Annotated in this window: 9 protein-coding genes; 8 read left to right on the top strand and 1 reads right to left on the bottom strand. The window is 65.3% G+C overall.

Features of this window, described 5'->3' with window-relative positions:
- The first annotated feature begins 2 nt into the window (after positions 1-2).
- The 6 genes from GGI48_RS00165 (at position 3) to GGI48_RS00140 (ending at position 10545) form a co-directional block, all read left to right on the top strand.
- On the top strand, positions 3-1319 hold the full coding sequence (locus GGI48_RS00165) for an HlyD family type I secretion periplasmic adaptor subunit (protein ID WP_409283647.1): 1317 nt from the start codon (positions 3-5) through the stop codon (positions 1317-1319).
- Between the two features lie 14 nt (positions 1320-1333).
- Entirely contained in the window at positions 1334-2683 is a 1350-nt protein-coding gene (locus tag GGI48_RS00160; RefSeq protein ID WP_020372512.1) for a TolC family outer membrane protein, read from the top strand.
- A 30-nt stretch (positions 2684-2713) separates the two neighbouring features.
- Positions 2714-4396 (top strand): polyurethanase, encoded by a 1683-nt coding sequence (locus GGI48_RS00155; protein ID WP_179596170.1) that lies wholly within the window; start codon positions 2714-2716, stop codon positions 4394-4396.
- A gap of 522 nt (positions 4397-4918) precedes the next feature.
- Positions 4919-8011, top strand: a complete 3093-nt coding sequence (locus GGI48_RS00150) for an autotransporter domain-containing protein (protein WP_260620586.1) — start codon at positions 4919-4921, stop codon at positions 8009-8011.
- A gap of 108 nt (positions 8012-8119) precedes the next feature.
- Complete coding sequence (locus GGI48_RS00145) at positions 8120-9973, top strand: polyurethanase (RefSeq protein ID WP_179596166.1); 1854 nt, start codon at positions 8120-8122, stop codon at positions 9971-9973.
- 188 nt (positions 9974-10161) lie between these two features.
- A complete protein-coding gene (locus tag GGI48_RS00140) occupies positions 10162-10545 on the top strand; it encodes a hypothetical protein (RefSeq protein WP_179596164.1) in 384 nt (127 codons plus the stop codon).
- Between the two features lie 14 nt (positions 10546-10559).
- Here the strand turns inward: GGI48_RS00140 and GGI48_RS00135 are convergent, their stop codons facing one another.
- Positions 10560-10784 carry a YgdI/YgdR family lipoprotein gene (locus GGI48_RS00135; protein ID WP_047304259.1) on the bottom strand — a complete coding sequence of 75 codons (225 nt, stop codon included), beginning with the start codon at positions 10782-10784 and terminating at the stop codon, positions 10560-10562.
- A 202-nt stretch (positions 10785-10986) separates the two neighbouring features.
- Between GGI48_RS00135 and GGI48_RS00130 the strand changes: the two genes are divergently transcribed.
- Together GGI48_RS00130 and GGI48_RS00125 are read left to right on the top strand one after the other, a co-directional pair.
- Positions 10987-12639, top strand: a complete 1653-nt coding sequence (locus tag GGI48_RS00130; RefSeq protein WP_179596162.1) for a VRR-NUC domain-containing protein — start codon at positions 10987-10989, stop codon at positions 12637-12639.
- Entirely contained in the window at positions 12636-14948 is a 2313-nt protein-coding gene (locus GGI48_RS00125) for an ATP-dependent DNA helicase (RefSeq protein WP_179596160.1), read from the top strand. Before GGI48_RS00130 ends, GGI48_RS00125 begins: the two co-directional genes overlap by 4 nt.
- Positions 14949-14962 lie beyond the last annotated feature (14 nt).

The raw sequence follows: 14962 nt of genomic DNA, 5'->3' as shown, positions 1-14962 counted from the left end.
AGATGATGATCGAACAGGATTACGCACCCGAACGCGTGGAGCGCGACGCTGGCTTTTTCGTGCGCCTGGGCTGGCTGCTGGCCCTGGTGGGGGCCGGCAGTTTCTTTGTCTGGGCCGCCCTGGCGCCGCTGGACCAGGGCATCCCGGTGCAAGGCACGGTGGTGGTGTCCGGCAAGCGCAAGGCGGTGCAATCCATGAGCAGCGGGGTGGTCAGCCGCATCCTGGTGCGTGAAGGCGAAAGCGTGAAGCAGGGCCAGCCGCTGTTTCGCCTGGACCAGACTCAGGTGGCGGCGGATGTGCAATCCCTTCAGGCCCAGTACCGCATGGCGGTGGCCAGCCTGGCGCGCTGGCGCAGCGAGCGCGACAACCTCAAGCAGGTGGACTTTCCGCCGCAGTTGAGCAGCAGTGACGACCCGCGCCTGGCCCTGGTGCTGGAAGGCCAGCGCCAGCTGTTCAGCAGTCGGCGCGAGGCGTTCCTGCGCGAGCAGGCGGGCATTCGCGCCAACATCGAAGGCGCCACCGCGCAACTGGCGGGCATGCGTCGCGCACGCACCGACCTGGGCAATCAGGCCGAGTCCCTGCGCCAGCAACTGAGCAACCTGCAACCCTTGGCGGACAACGGCTATATCCCGCGCAACCGCCTGCTGGAATACCAGCGCCAACTGTCCCAGGTGCAGCAGGAACTGGCGCAGAACACCGGCGAAAGCGGACGCATCGAGCAGGGCATTCTCGAATCCCGGCTCAAGCTGCAACAGCACAGCGAGGAATATCAGAAAGAGGTGCGCAGCCAGTTGGCCGAGGCCCAGCTCAAGACCCAGACCCTGGAGCAGCAGCTGACCTCCGCCGGTTTCGACTTGCAGCACAGCGAGATCATCGCCACCGCCGACGGCATCGCGGTCAACCTCGGGGTGCACACCGAAGGCGCGGTGGTGCGCCAGGGCGAAACCCTGCTGGAGATCGTGCCCCAGGGCACGCACCTGGAAGTGGAAGGGCGGCTGCCGGTCAACCTGGTGGACAAGGTCGGCCCCCATCTGCCGGTGGACATCCTCTTCACGGCCTTCAACCAGAGCCGCACGCCAAGGGTGTCCGGCGAGGTCAGCCTGGTTTCCGCCGACCAGATGGTCGATGAGAAAACCGGCATGCCGTACTACGTGCTGCGCAGCAGCGTCAGCGACCAGGCCATGGAGAAGCTCAACGGGCTGGTGATCAAGCCGGGGATGCCGGCGGAGATGTTTGTCCGCACCGGCGAGCGCTCGCTGCTCAATTACCTGTTCAAGCCATTGCTCGACCGGGCCGGCTCCGCACTGACCGAAGAATAAGGATGTCGCGTCGTATGAGTAAGCTTTCCATCCTCGCCGCGGCCTTGTCCTTGCTGGTGTGCCAGGGGGCCCAGGCCATGGGGCCGTTCCAGATCTACGAACAGGCGCTGCGCAATGACCCGGTGTTCCTCGGCGCCATCAAGGAGCGCGACGCCGGCCTGGAAAACCGCGCCATCGGCCGCGCCGGTCTGCTGCCCAAGGTGGGCTACAGCTACAACAAGGGCCACAACAACTCCAAGGTCACCTACCTGGACACGGTGCGCGGCAGCGTCAGCGAAAAACGCAACTACGACAGCTACGGCTCGTCCCTGACCCTGCAGCAGCCGCTGATCGACTACGAGGCCTACGCCAACTACCGCAAGGGCGTGGCCCAGGCCCTGTTTGCCGACGAGAACTTTCGTGGCAAGAGCCAGGAGCTGCTGGTGCGAGTGCTCAGCTACTACACCAAGGCCCTGTTCGCCCAGGACCAGATCGACATTGCCCTGGCCAAGAAAAAGGCCTTCGAGCAACAGTTCCAGCAGAACCGGCACATGTTCCAGCAGGGCGAGGGCACCCGTACCGACATCCTCGAAGCCGAGTCGCGCTACGAGCTGGCCACCGCCGAGGAGATCGAGGCCCGGGACGAACAGGACGCGGCCTTGCGGGAATTGGGGGCGCTGATTGGCGTGCCCGACCTCGACGTGCGCGACCTCGACCCCTTGCAGGAAAACTTCCAGTCCTTTGCCCTGAGCCCGGCCAATTACGACACCTGGCATGAGATGGCCCTGAGCAACAACCCGGTGCTGGCCTCCCAGCGGCAACGGGTCGAGGTGGCGCGTTATGAAGTGGAGCGCAACCGCGCCGGGCACCTGCCCAAGCTCAGCGCCTACGCCAGCGTGCGGCAGAACGAATCGGAAAGCGGCAACACCTACAACCAGCGCTACGACACCAACACCATCGGCATCGAAGTCAGCCTGCCGCTGTACGCCGGTGGCGGGGTGTCGGCCTCCACTCGCCAGGCCAGCCGCGCCATGGAGCAGGCCGAATACGAACTGGACGGCAAGACTCGGGAAACCCTGATTGAACTGCGCCGGCAATTCAGTGCCTGTTTATCGGGAGTGAGCAAATTGCGCGCCTACCAGAAGGCCCTGACCTCGGCCGAGGCCCTGGTGGTGTCCACCAGGCAGAGCATTCTGGGCGGTGAACGGGTCAACCTGGATGCGCTCAATGCCGAGCAGCAGCTCTACACCACCCGGCGTGACCTGGCCCAGGCCCGTTATGACTACCTGATGGCCTGGACCAAGTTGCATTACTACGCTGGAACCTTGCGTGAAGAAGATCTGGCCCGGGTCGATGAGGCCTTCGGTCAGCGCACCGGTCCCTGACGGACCGCAGGATAAAAAGGAGAAACGCACATGAGCATCTTCGACTACAAAAACGCCGTGGGCGGTGCTGGCAAGGCCCAGTACAGCGAGGCCATCACCCTGGCCTTGTATGCAGGCAATCCCACCGGCGAGGCCTTGCCGGGCACGTCCTGGCGCCCCATCAGCGCCTCGCAGTTGGGCTATCAGGGCCACGTCAGCGCCCAGGGCACCATTTCCGGCGAACAGGCGGTGGTCAGCGACGCCCAGGTCGAGATCCTCGGCAAGTACGACGGCGCCGGGCAGTTGCTGTCCATCGGCATCAGCTTTCGTGGCACCGACAGCCTCAAGGACGGCCTCAACGACCTGCAGGCGGCCTTTGTCTCCGGCTTTGCCGACAACTACAGCCGCCTGGCCTTCGACAACCTGCTGGGCAAGGTCGCCGCCTTCGCCGCGGCCCAGGGCCTGAGCGGCAGCGATGTGCTGGTCACCGGGCACAGCCTGGGCGGGTTGGCGGTCAACAGCCTGGCGACCCTGAGCACGGAGCATTGGGGCGGCTTCTACCAGGACGCCAGCTATGTGGCCTTCGCCTCGCCGACCCAGAGCGCCAGCGACAAGGTGCTGAACATCGGCTATGAAAACGACCCGGTGTTCCGTGCCCTGGACGGCACCGACTTCAACGCATCGTCCCTGGGCACCCACGACAAGCCCCAGGAGTCGGCGACCAACAATATCGTCAGCTTCACCGATCACTATGCGTCGTTGTTCGGCAAGCTGGTGCCCCAGAGCATCCTCAACCCCTGGTCCTGGTCGGCCCATAGCGCGGTGGACTATGCCGGCGGACTCAATCGCCTGATCGATTCGGATTTCTATGACCTGACCAGCCGTGATTCGACCGTGGTGGTGTCCAACCTGTCCGAGGGCCAGCGCGACAAGGTGTGGGTCAAGGACCTCAACCTGTACGCGGAGCAACACAGCGGCAGCACCTTCATCATCGGCACCCAGAGCAACGACCTGCTGCACGGCGGCAAGGGCAACGATTACCTCGATGGCGGTGCCGGTGATGACCGTTTCCGCGACGACGGCGGCTACAACATCATCCATGGCGGCTCGGGTCATAACGTTCTGGAACTGCAGCAGCCGCTGAAGAACTTCTCCATTGCCAATGACGGCGACGGCACTTTGTACATCCGCGATGCCTACGGCGGCATCAGCATGACCCGGGATATCGGTGCCCTGGTCAGTCACGAGGCCGGGAGCTGGTGGCAACTGCTCGGCAAGGACGTCAGCTACAGCGTGACCGCCGACGGCTTGCAGAACGGCAACCAGTGGACCGCCTACAACCACTCCCTCAATGGCGATGCATATGGCAATGCGCTGGTGGCCAGCGTCAACGGCGACTGGCTGTTCGGCCACGGCGGCGATGACTTGCTGAGCAGCGACAAGGCCAACGTGACCTTCGTCGGTGGCGCCGGCAACGACGTCATGCATTCCACCGGGGGCGGGGCCAATACCTTCCTGTTCAGCGGCAACTTCGGTTTCGACCTGATCCACGGCTACCAGAGCAGCGACAAGCTGGTGTTCATGGGCGTGCCCGGCATCGATGCCCATTACGACTACAGCCAGCACCTGTCCCAGAGCGGCAACGACACCTTGCTCAAGGTGGGCGACTACTCGGTGACCCTGGTGGGCATCGGTATGGAGGGGCTCAACGGTTCAGGCATCGTGTTCGCCTGATTCAGCCTCGGCCGGGGGAGCGCAGGATTCGCTCCCCCGGGCTTTGCGGACCTTGAACCCAGAAAGAGTCGGGGTGGCTCCCCTGAAGTCGCCGGCAATATCCTGATCCGTCCCGGATGGACGATCGAACAACAACAAAAAACGAGAAGTCATCAACATGGATGTGAGATGTCATCAGCTCAACAGGCTGGCGGGCACCCTGTTCCTGGCGTTTGCCGCAAGCCTGCCATCGACGGCCGCCCAACGCCGCTCGGAACATCGGCCAGTGGGGCGTTCCCGCCCCCATGCCATCGGCGCTCTGGCGCTCGCCATGGAACCTTCCCCTTATCTGAACAACCAGCAAGCCCAGCAGGTGCTGCCAAGCCCCCGTGCGCCTGTGCTGCTGCGTTGGCGCGCCTGGGGTGTTGGTGAGCGACACAAGGGGGGCGGAGTCAATCTGCAATGGCGTTTCCACGACGTCATTCGAGCGGCAGGCAGGGAGCCTGCCGGGGCCATTTCGCAACACAACTAAGGAAGGTCGTAGTGAAGCAAGTCAAACGCAAGGATGGCGCTGTGCTGGGGCAGGAACGGGGTTGGTTGACCCTGGCTCCGGCACTGTTGGGTTGGCTGGCGCTGCTGGGCACGGCCCAGGCGGCGCCCTATGTGGAAGCCGGTCGCCGGGGCGATGCGGCAAGCTGGCGCAGCAGCGAGTTCAAGGCCGATTGGGGCCTGGGGGCGATTCATGCCGACAGTGCCTATGCCGCCGGTTACAGCGGCAAGGGCGTCAAGCTGGGGATCTTCGACCAGCCGGTGTATGCCCAGCATCCGGAGTTCGCCAGCCCGGGCAAGGTGCTGACCCTGGTCACCAGCGGCATTCGCCAATACACCGATCCCTATATCCCGGTGAAGGCCGGCGATGCCTTCGTCTATGACGGTCGCCCGTCGGTGGGCTCGGACGGCAAGCTGGGGTCCCACGGCACCCACGTCGGCGGGATCGCCGCCGGCAACCGTGATGGCGGGGCGATGCACGGGGTGGCCTTCGATGCCCAGATCATCAGTGCCGACAACGGCGATCCGGGCCCGGAGGACGGCATCATCCTCGGTAACGATGGCGCGGTGTACAAGGCCGGCTGGGACGGCCTGGTGGCCAGTGGCGCGCGGATCATCAACAACAGTTGGGGCATCGGCATCACCGATCGCTTCAGCAAGGGCGGACGCGATCCGGCGTTCCCGCACTTCACCCTGGACGATGCCCGCGCCCAGTTCGCGCAGATCCAGCCGTTGCTGGGCAGCTTGCCGGGCGGCGCCTACGACGGCGCCATCGCCGCCGCCCGCAGCGGGGTGCTGACGATTTTCGCCGCCGGCAACGATTACAACCTGAACAACCCCGACGCGATCGCCGGGCTGGCCTATTTCGTGCCGCAGATTGCCCCCAACTGGTTGACCGTGGCGGCCTTGCAACAGAACCCCGATACCGCCAGCGCCGATCCCTATGTCATCAGTACCTTTTCTTCCCGCTGCGGCTACACCGCGAGCTTTTGCGTGTCGGCCCCCGGCACCCGGATCTACAGCTCGGTGATCGGTGGCACCAGCCTGGAGAACATGACCCTGGGCTACGCCAACAAGAACGGCACGTCCATGGCCGCGCCCCATGCGGCCGGCGCCGCGGCGGTACTGATGGAGCGTTTCCCCTACCTGAGCGCGGCGCAGGTCGCGAGCGTCCTGCGCACCACGGCCACCGATCTGGGCGCCCCGGGCATCGATGAGCTGTATGGCTGGGGGATGATCAATCTGGACAAGGGCATTCGCGGGCCGGGGATGCTGGTGACCGAGGCGGATATCCCCGAGGCGTTGCGTATCCAGGGCGGCTATGGCTCGACCCAGTTCGTTGCCGATCTGCCAGGCTATGGCGCGCTGCTGGATGCCGGCAAGCCGACCCAGCGGCGCTGCAATGACATCAGCTGTGTGCTGGATATCTGGAGCAACGACATCAGTGGCCACGGCGGCCTGACCAAGCAGGGCGTCGGCACCCTGGTGCTCAGCGGCGCCAACACCTACGCCGGGCCGACCCTGGTCAATCAGGGGCGGCTGGCGGTCAACGGTTCGCTGCTGTCGGCGGTGACGGTGAACGCTGGTGGCATCCTCGGCGGCACGGGCCGCGTGGGCGCGCTGACCGCCAACGCGGGCGCGATTGTGGCCCCGGGCAATTCCATCGGCACCTTGCATGTCAGTTCCGATGTGAACTTTCTCCCGGGTTCGACCTACGCGGTGGAGCTGTCCCCCAGCGGCAGCGACCGGATTGTCAGCGACGGCCAGGCAACCCTCGGCGGGGCCAGCCTGGCTCTGGAACTGGAAAACCCGGGGTTGTCCCTCAATGCACAACGGGTCCCGAGCCTGGTGGGGCGGCAGCTGGATATCCTCCAGGCCGCCAATGGCGTACAGGGCAGCTTTGGCCCGGTGCTGTCCAACTCGCTGTTTCTGGGGGGCAACCTCAACTACAGCGCCGGCGGTGTACAGCTGGCGGTGGCGCGCAATGCCACCTCGTTCAGCAGCATCGGCCTGAGTCCCAACCAGCGTTCGGTGGCCGATGCTGCCGAGCAACTGGGGGCGGGCAACCCGGTGTATGAAAGCCTGCTGCTGGCCGCCAGCGCGGCCAGTGCACAACAGGCCTTCGAGCAACTGTCCGGGGAGATTCATCCGGCCGTTGGCAGCCAGTTGCTCAATGACAACCGCCACCTGCGTGAGGCGATGGGTGAGCGGCTACGCCAGCAGGGCGGGGACGCGCTGCCTACCGTCGAGGGCGGCGAGCAGGGGCTGTGGCTCAAGACCCTGGGCGCCTGGGGCAAGGCCGACGGCGGCCAGGATCGAGCCGGCTATACCAGCTCCATCGGCGGCCTGCTGGTCGGTGTCGACGGGCAAGTGGACCCGAGCACCCGTCTGGGCGTGTTCACCGGCTACAGCGACAGCTCGCTGAGCATGGGCGACGGCCGGCATTCTTCGGCCAGCATCGACAGCTACCACCTGGGTGCCTACGCCGGACGCGAGCTTGAGCAACTGCGCCTGAGCCTGGGCGGTTCCTACAGCTGGCACCGCATCGCGACCCGGCGCGAGCTGCAATACGACGAGGTTGCCGATCGCCAGAAGAGCCAGCGTGATGCCCGCAGCCTGCAGCTGTTCGGCGAAGCGGCGTGGCACCTGGATCTGCAGCCCATGGCCCTGGAACCCTTTGCCGGCCTGGCCTATGTGCATGTGGACAGCGAGCGTTTCAAGGAACACGGCGGCGCCACGGCACTCAAGGGCGATAGCGACAATCGCGAGGCCTGGCTCTCGACCCTGGGCATGCGTGCCGGCAAGCAGCTGCAATTGGCTTCCGGGCAGACTGTGGAACTGTCCGCTACCCTCGGCTGGCAGCACAATCTGAGCGCCACCGGCGCCGATCAGCATCTGGCGTTTGCCGACGGTGGACAAAGCTACAAGGTGCAGAGCCTGTCACTGGACCGCGATGCAGCGGTCGTCGGTGCGCGGGCGGGCATGGCCCTGGGTCGACAGACCCGGGTCAATCTGGATTACAACGGGTTGCTGGGCAGCCGTGACCGGAACCATGGGGTCGGCTTGACCCTGGACTGGACTTTCTAAGACCCAGGCAACGGATGTGCAAGGTGTTGTACAGGTCCTCCGGACCCGGAAACGGGCTTGGAGGGCCTGAGCTTTCTCTGACAATTCCAACAAAAGAGAGGCAATACCATGGGTGTGTTTGACTACAAGAACTTCACCGCAGCCGACTCAAAAGCGCTGTTTTCCGATGCGCTGGCGATCACGCTGTATTCCTATCACAACCTCGACAACGGTTTTGCCGTGGGTTACCAGCACAACGGCTTCGGCCTGGGCCTGCCGGCCACCCTGGTCAGCGCATTGATCGGCAGCAGCGATTCCCAGGGGGTGATCCCCGGCATTCCCTGGAACCCGGATTCGGAACAGGCCGCCAAGGACGCGTTGCACCAGGCCGGGTGGTCCACCCTCAGTGCCCAGCAACTGGGCTACAGCGGCAAGGTGGATGCCCGGGGCACCTTCTTCGGCGAGAAGGACGGCTACGGCACGGCCCAGGTCGAGATCCTCGGCAAGTACGATGCCCAGGGCCACCTGAGTTCCATCGGCATCGCCTTTCGCGGCACCAGCGGGCCACGGGAATCGGTGATCGGCGACACCCTGGGCGATGTGATCAACGACCTGCTGGCGGCCCTCGGGCCCAAGGACTATGCGAAGAACTACGCCGGTGAGGCCTTCGGCAAGCTGTTCGCCGATGTGGCGGCTTTTGCCCAGGCCAATGGCCTGTCCGGCAAGGACATCCTGGTCAGCGGCCACAGCCTGGGCGGGCTCGCGGTCAACAGCCTGGCGGACCTGAGCAGCGAACGCTGGTCCGGGTTCTACAAGGACTCCAACTACATCGCCTACGCCTCGCCGACCCAGAGCGCCAGCGACAAGGTGCTGAACATCGGCTATGAGAACGACCCGGTGTTCCGCGCCCTGGACGGCTCCAGTTTCAACCTGTCGTCCCTGGGCGTGCACGATGCCCATCAGGATTCGGCCACCAACAACATCGTCAACTTCAACGACCACTACGCCTCGGCGCTGTGGAACGTGTTGCCGTTCTCGATCCTCAACATCCCCACCTGGATCTCCCACCTGCCCACCGGCTACGGCGACGGCCTGACCCGGGTCCTGCAATCGCAGTTCTACGAGTTCACCAGCAAGGACTCGACCATTGTCGTGGCCAATCTGTCGGACCCGGCCCGGGCCAGCACCTGGGTCCAGGACCTGAACCGCAATGCCGAAACCCACAAGGGCAGCACCTTCATCATCGGCAGCGACGGCAACGACCTGATCCAGGGCGGCCGCGGCAACGATTACCTGGAGGGCCGCGACGGCAATGACACCTTCCGCGACGATGGCGGCTACAACATCATCCTGGGCGGCAAGGGCAGCAACATTCTGGACTTGCAGCATTCGATCAGCGACTACAGCTTCGCCAGCGATGGCGCCGGGACCCTGTACGTGCGCGATGCCAACGGCGGGATCAGCATCACCCGCGACATCGGCGCGATCCAGAGCAAGGAGCCAGGGTTTCTCTGGGGCCTGTTCAAGGACGACGTGCTGCATCAGGTGACCGCCCAGGGCTTGCAGGTGGGCGGTCAACTGACTCACTACGCCTCGTCGGTGAAGGGCGATGCCGGGGACAACCTGCTCAAGGCCGGTGCCGGCGGTGACTGGCTGTTCGGCCTGGACGGCAACGATCACCTGATCGGCGGCCGGGGCAATGACGTGTTTGTCGGCGGCGCCGGCAATGACCTGATGGAGTCGGGAGGGGGCAACGACACCTTCCTGTTCAACGGTCATTTCGGCCAGGACCGCATCATCGGCTACCAGAGCGGCGACAAGCTGGTGTTCATGGGCGTCAGCGGGGTGGTGCCGGGCCAGGATTACCGGGCCCATGCCAGCAGCAATGGCCACGACACGCTGCTGACCTTTGGCCAGGATTCGGTGACCCTGGTGGGCGTCAGTCTTGAGCAGCTCAACGGCTCGGGCATCACCATCGCCTGATGCATCCGCGGCGCGGGGGCCGGCATGGGCTCCGCGCTGTCCAGGCGCGATAAAAGTGACCCGCAGGTCAGGAAACGACTCCAATACCCTTTAAAGCTGCCGCCGGCTGAACCGTTATTACAGCAACCCAAGGTTGCTGGCGGGCCGGCCAGCAACGCATTGAAGGCAATGGCAGGAGAGTTTTGACCGTGAGCAACACCAAGAGATGGGCGAGTGCCGGGGTGCTGATGGCCCTGTGGACGGGGCTGGTCGCCGCCGAGGAGTTGCCTCGCAGCTCGATTCTGCAACGTTATGGGGTGAGCGTGGATCAGTTGCCGGCCGGTCAGCCGGCGCCTGCCCAGTCGCCGCCGGCGCCCGCCAGCCGCTTCAACCTGCAGCCGGAGTCACCTCTGGTCAATCTGCGCCTGGGGGACGGCAGTGCGCCGCCGAGCACCGGCAACATCAGCATCGATAACGCCGAGGCGCGCGAGCGCGAACGCTGCCAGCAAGTGCGCGACGAGTTGTCCAGGCGGGGCAAGCCTCTGGGGATTTCCTGCGCGCCAGGGCAGGGCCCGTTGCCCTGGATGCCCTGAAGCGCGGGCTTGCATCACTTTTCCTGGCGGACCGTGGCCACATCGTCCGCCTTGACCCGCACGGTCTTGCCGGAGATGTCCTGGAACTCGTAGAAACCATCGGCGGTCTTGGTCTTGGGCTGGTCGCGGGTCAGGTACTGGGTACCGTTCTGCAAGGTCACCACCGTGGGCGAGGCGCAGCCGGCCAGGTTCAGGGCGCCGACGGCGATCAACAGCAATCCCAGGTACTTCACATTCATACAGACCTCTCATAGGGGGGCGTCCCCGTTGCGGCGGACACTATAGTCATGGCCCCTTGGTGTAGTGAAGACGACGAAAGTTCGCCGGGTCATTGGAAAAATCTTCGTCCCGCCATTTATCCAATAGTGTTTGCCAGAGCGGGGCGTCGGCTGTTATCTGTACGCATAACCAGTATCGATCCAGCCGTGGCGTGTTTGTTCTGTGACTTCCAACCCCCTCGAAAACCCCCTCTATTACCTGTGCAACTTCCAGCAAGTGCTGAGCTGGCTTGAGCTGCGCTATGCCGACGTGCTGAGCCCCGAGGAGCAGCGCTTCATCAGCGATTTCGCCGTCCTGGCCGAGCCGTCCCAGGCCTTGCTGGTGCGCATGGTGATGCGCAAGGGCCGGCATTTTCGCCTGAGCAAGCTGAACTACCCGGAAATCGCCGACAGCGCCGAGGCCCTGTTGCCGTTGCTGGCGCTGGGCTGGGTCGACGAGCAGGCGCCGTTGACCCTGGATGAGCTGTTCGGCCTGCTGCAAAAGGCCGAGATCCTGCAGTGCTTCCGCGACCAGGGCTTGCCGGCCAAGGCCAAGAAGAGCCAGTGGCTGGAGGCGTTGCAGGCGCTGGATCCGCAACCGCAGGCTTTTGGCCAATGGTGCCCGGCGCTGGAGGACCGGCTCCTGAGCCTGACGGTCATGCCCCTGTGCGATCGGCTGCGGCTGATGTTCTTCGGCAACCTTCATCAGGACTGGTCGGAGTTCGTGCTCGCGGACCTGGGGATCTACAGCTACGAGACCGTCGAGATCAGCGCGGATGCCCGGGGCCTGCGCAGTCGCGACGACGTCGACGGTTACATCTACCTGCAGCAATGCCAGGAGGCCTTCGAGGCCGGCGAGCCGGTGCCGGCGGTGCTGCAGCGCATCGTCGCCTTCAGCAGCGCCAACGCCTGGTTGCAGAAGCGGCGCGCCAAGCTGCTGTTCCAGCTGGGCCAGCATTGCGAACGCCTGGTCGACTGGCCGCTGGCCCGGCAGATCTATCAGCAGTGCAGCTACCCCGGGGCGCGCTTGCGGCTGATCCGGGTTCTGGAGCTCAGCGCCGAGTACCAGGCGGCCCTGACCCTGGCCGAACAAGCCGCGGCGGCGCCGCAGAGCGCCGCCGAGGCCCAGCAGTTGCTGCGGGTGATGCCGCGCTTGCGGCGCAAGCTGGGCGGGCCACCGGCGTCCCGGGTGGTCAGCCGCGAGGTGGCGCGACTGGATCTGAGCCTGCCTCGGGACGCCAGCGGGCTGACGGTGGAGCTGCAGGTCCAGGCTCATCTGCATCAGCCCCAGGCGCCGGTGCATTACGTGGAGAACAGCCTGATCAACTCGCTGTTCGGGCTGCTGTGCTGGCCGGCGATCTTTGCGCCCTTGCCGGGGGCGTTCTTCCACCCGTTCCAGCGCGGGCCGGTGGATCTGTTGAGCGAGGACTTTCATCCGCGGCGCAGCGAGCTGTTCCAGGCGTGCCTGGAGGAGTTGGAGGATGGCCGCTACCGGGACAGCATTCGTCAGCGCTTCGTCGCCAAGTGGGGCCTGCAATCGCCTTTCGTGTTCTGGGGCGCCTTGAGCCAGGAGCTGCTGGAACTGGCCCTGGACTGCCTGCCGGCCGAGCATCTGAAGCACTGGTTCCAGCGGCTGCTGCTGGACATCCGGGCCAACCGCGCCGGCATGCCGGACCTGATCCAGTTCTGGCCCGAGGAAAAGCGCTACCGGATGATCGAGGTCAAGGGCCCGGGGGATCGCCTGCAGGACAACCAGTTGCGCTGGCTGGACTTCTGCCAGGAGCACCAGATGCCGGTGGCGGTGTGTTACGTGCAGTGGCAGGACCACTCCTCGTGAGCTATCGCGTCGCGGTGCGCGCCCTGTGTGAGTTCAGCGCCAAGACCGGCGACCTGGATCTGCGCTTCACCCCGTCGCCCAGTGCCCTGGAGGGCATGCTCGGGCACCGCACCGTGGCGGCCCGGCGCAACCCCGACTACCAGAGCGAAGTGCCCCTGGAGGGTCGCTACGGCGAGCTGCTGGTCAGGGGGCGGGCGGACGGTTACGACCCGGCGCAGAACCTGCTGGAAGAGATCAAGACCTACCGCGGCGATCTGGCGCGCATGCCGGACAACCACCGGCAGCTGCATTGGGCCCAGGCCAGGGTCTATGGCTGGCTGCTGTGCCAGAGCCTGCAACTGCCGAGCCTGCGGGTGTCGCTGGTGTATTTCGACGTGGCCAGCGAACAGGAAACCGCCCTGGTGGAGGAGCACAGTGCCGAGGCACTGGAGGCGTTCTTCAAGCGCCAATGCGCGGTGTTCCTGCAGTGGGCGCAGCAGGAGCTGGCTCACCGCCAGGCCCGCGATCAGGCGACCCGGGCCCTGAACTTTCCCCACGCGACGTTCCGCCAGGGCCAGCGGCACCTGGCCGAGTCGGTGTACAAGGCGGTCAGCACCGGTCGCTGCCTGTTGGCCCAGGCTCCCACCGGCATCGGCAAGACCCTGGGCACGATTTTCCCCATGCTCAAGGCCATGGCCCCGCAGCAGTTGGACAAGCTGCTGTTCCTCACCGCCAAGACCCCGGGGCGGCAACTGGCCCTGGATGCGGCCCGGGTGCTGTTCGCCGGGCACGCCGGGCTGCCTTTGCGGGTCCTGGAACTGGTGGCCCGGGACAAGGCCTGCGAACACCCGGACAAAGCCTGTCACGGTGACTCCTGTCCCTTGGCCAAGGGCTTCTACCAGCGCCTGCCGGCGGCGCGCCAGGCGGCCAGCCGGGTGCCGCTGCTTGACCGCCAGGCGCTGCGCCAGGTGGCCCTGGAGCATCAGGTGTGCCCGTACTACTTGAGTCAGGAAATGGCCCGCTGGAGCGATTTGCTGGTGGCCGACTACAACTACTACTTCGACTTCAGCGCCTTGCTGTTCGGTCTGGCCCAGGCCAATCAGTGGCAGTTGGCGGTGCTGGTGGACGAAGCGCACAACCTGGTGGAACGCGGGCGCGGCATGTACAGCGCGAGCCTGGATCAGCAACAGCTGGCCAGCGTGCGCCAGACGGCGCCCCAGGCACTGAAGAGCGCCTTGCAACGCCTGAATCGAGAATGGAATGCCCTGCACAAGGAGCAGCTTGCGCCCTATCAGGCCTATGCCCAGCTGCCCACGGCGCTGCTCAGGGCCCTGACCCTGTGCGTCGCAGCCCTGGGCGACTACTTCAACGAGCACCCCCAGGGCCTGGACGCCGGCCTGCAGGGGCTGTACTTCGAGCTGCTGCACTTTGCCCGGGTGGCGGAGCTGTTCGATGAGCGCCAGTTCATCTTCGACATCAGCAAGCGTGCCCTGAGCGCCAAGCGCAGCCTGTCGCGGCTGTGCCTGCGCAATGTGGTGCCGGCGGCGTTGCTTGGCCCGCGCTTGAGCGCGGCCCGCAGCACGGTGCTGTTTTCCGCCACCCTCAATCCCGAGCGTTACTACCGTGACCTGCTGGGGCTGCCGGACAACGCGGTGTGGCTGGAGGTGGAGTCACCCTTTGCCGCCGCGCAGTTGCAGGTGCAGATCATCAGCCGCATCTCCACCCGCTATGTGCACCGGCAGGCGTCGCTGGCGCCGATCGTCGAGTTGCTGGCCCGCCAGTTCGCGGCGCGACCGGGCAACTACCTGGCGTTTTTCAGCAGTTTCGATTATCTGCAGCAGGTGGCCGAGCTGCTGGCCCGGGAACATCGGCACATTCCCCTGTGGTTGCAGTCCCGGGGCATGGATGAAGCCTCGCGCGAGGACTTTCTCCAGCAGTTTCGTGCCGAGGGGCAGGGCATCGGCTTTGCCGTCCTCGGCGGGGCGTTCGGTGAAGGCATCGACCTGCCCGGGACGAAGCTGATCGGCGCCTTTGTCGCCACCCTGGGGCTGCCCCAGCTCAACCCGCTGAACGAGCAGATGAAACAGCGCATGACGGCGCTGTTCGGTTGCGGCTACGACTACACCTACCTGTATCCCGGCTTGCAGAAGGTGGTGCAGGCGGCGGGGCGGGTGATTCGCAGCCAGACCGATCGTGGCGTGCTGATGCTGATTGACGACCGTTTCGCCGAGCCCCGGGTGCGGCAGTTGTTGCCGGGTTGGTGGGCGATTCAGGCCGAAGCTGGTGAAGCGGCTGACCCAGGGCTGCTGGCCGGCGCCGGTGGGGATTGACGCTCAGGGGCAGG

Origin of the sequence: Pseudomonas protegens (assembly GCF_013407925.2) — a bacterium.
Taxonomy (GTDB): Bacteria; Pseudomonadota; Gammaproteobacteria; order Pseudomonadales; family Pseudomonadaceae; genus Aquipseudomonas; species Aquipseudomonas fluorescens_AP.
Note: the sequence above shows the minus strand (reverse complement) of the source record. Positions and strands in the feature narration are given on the sequence as shown.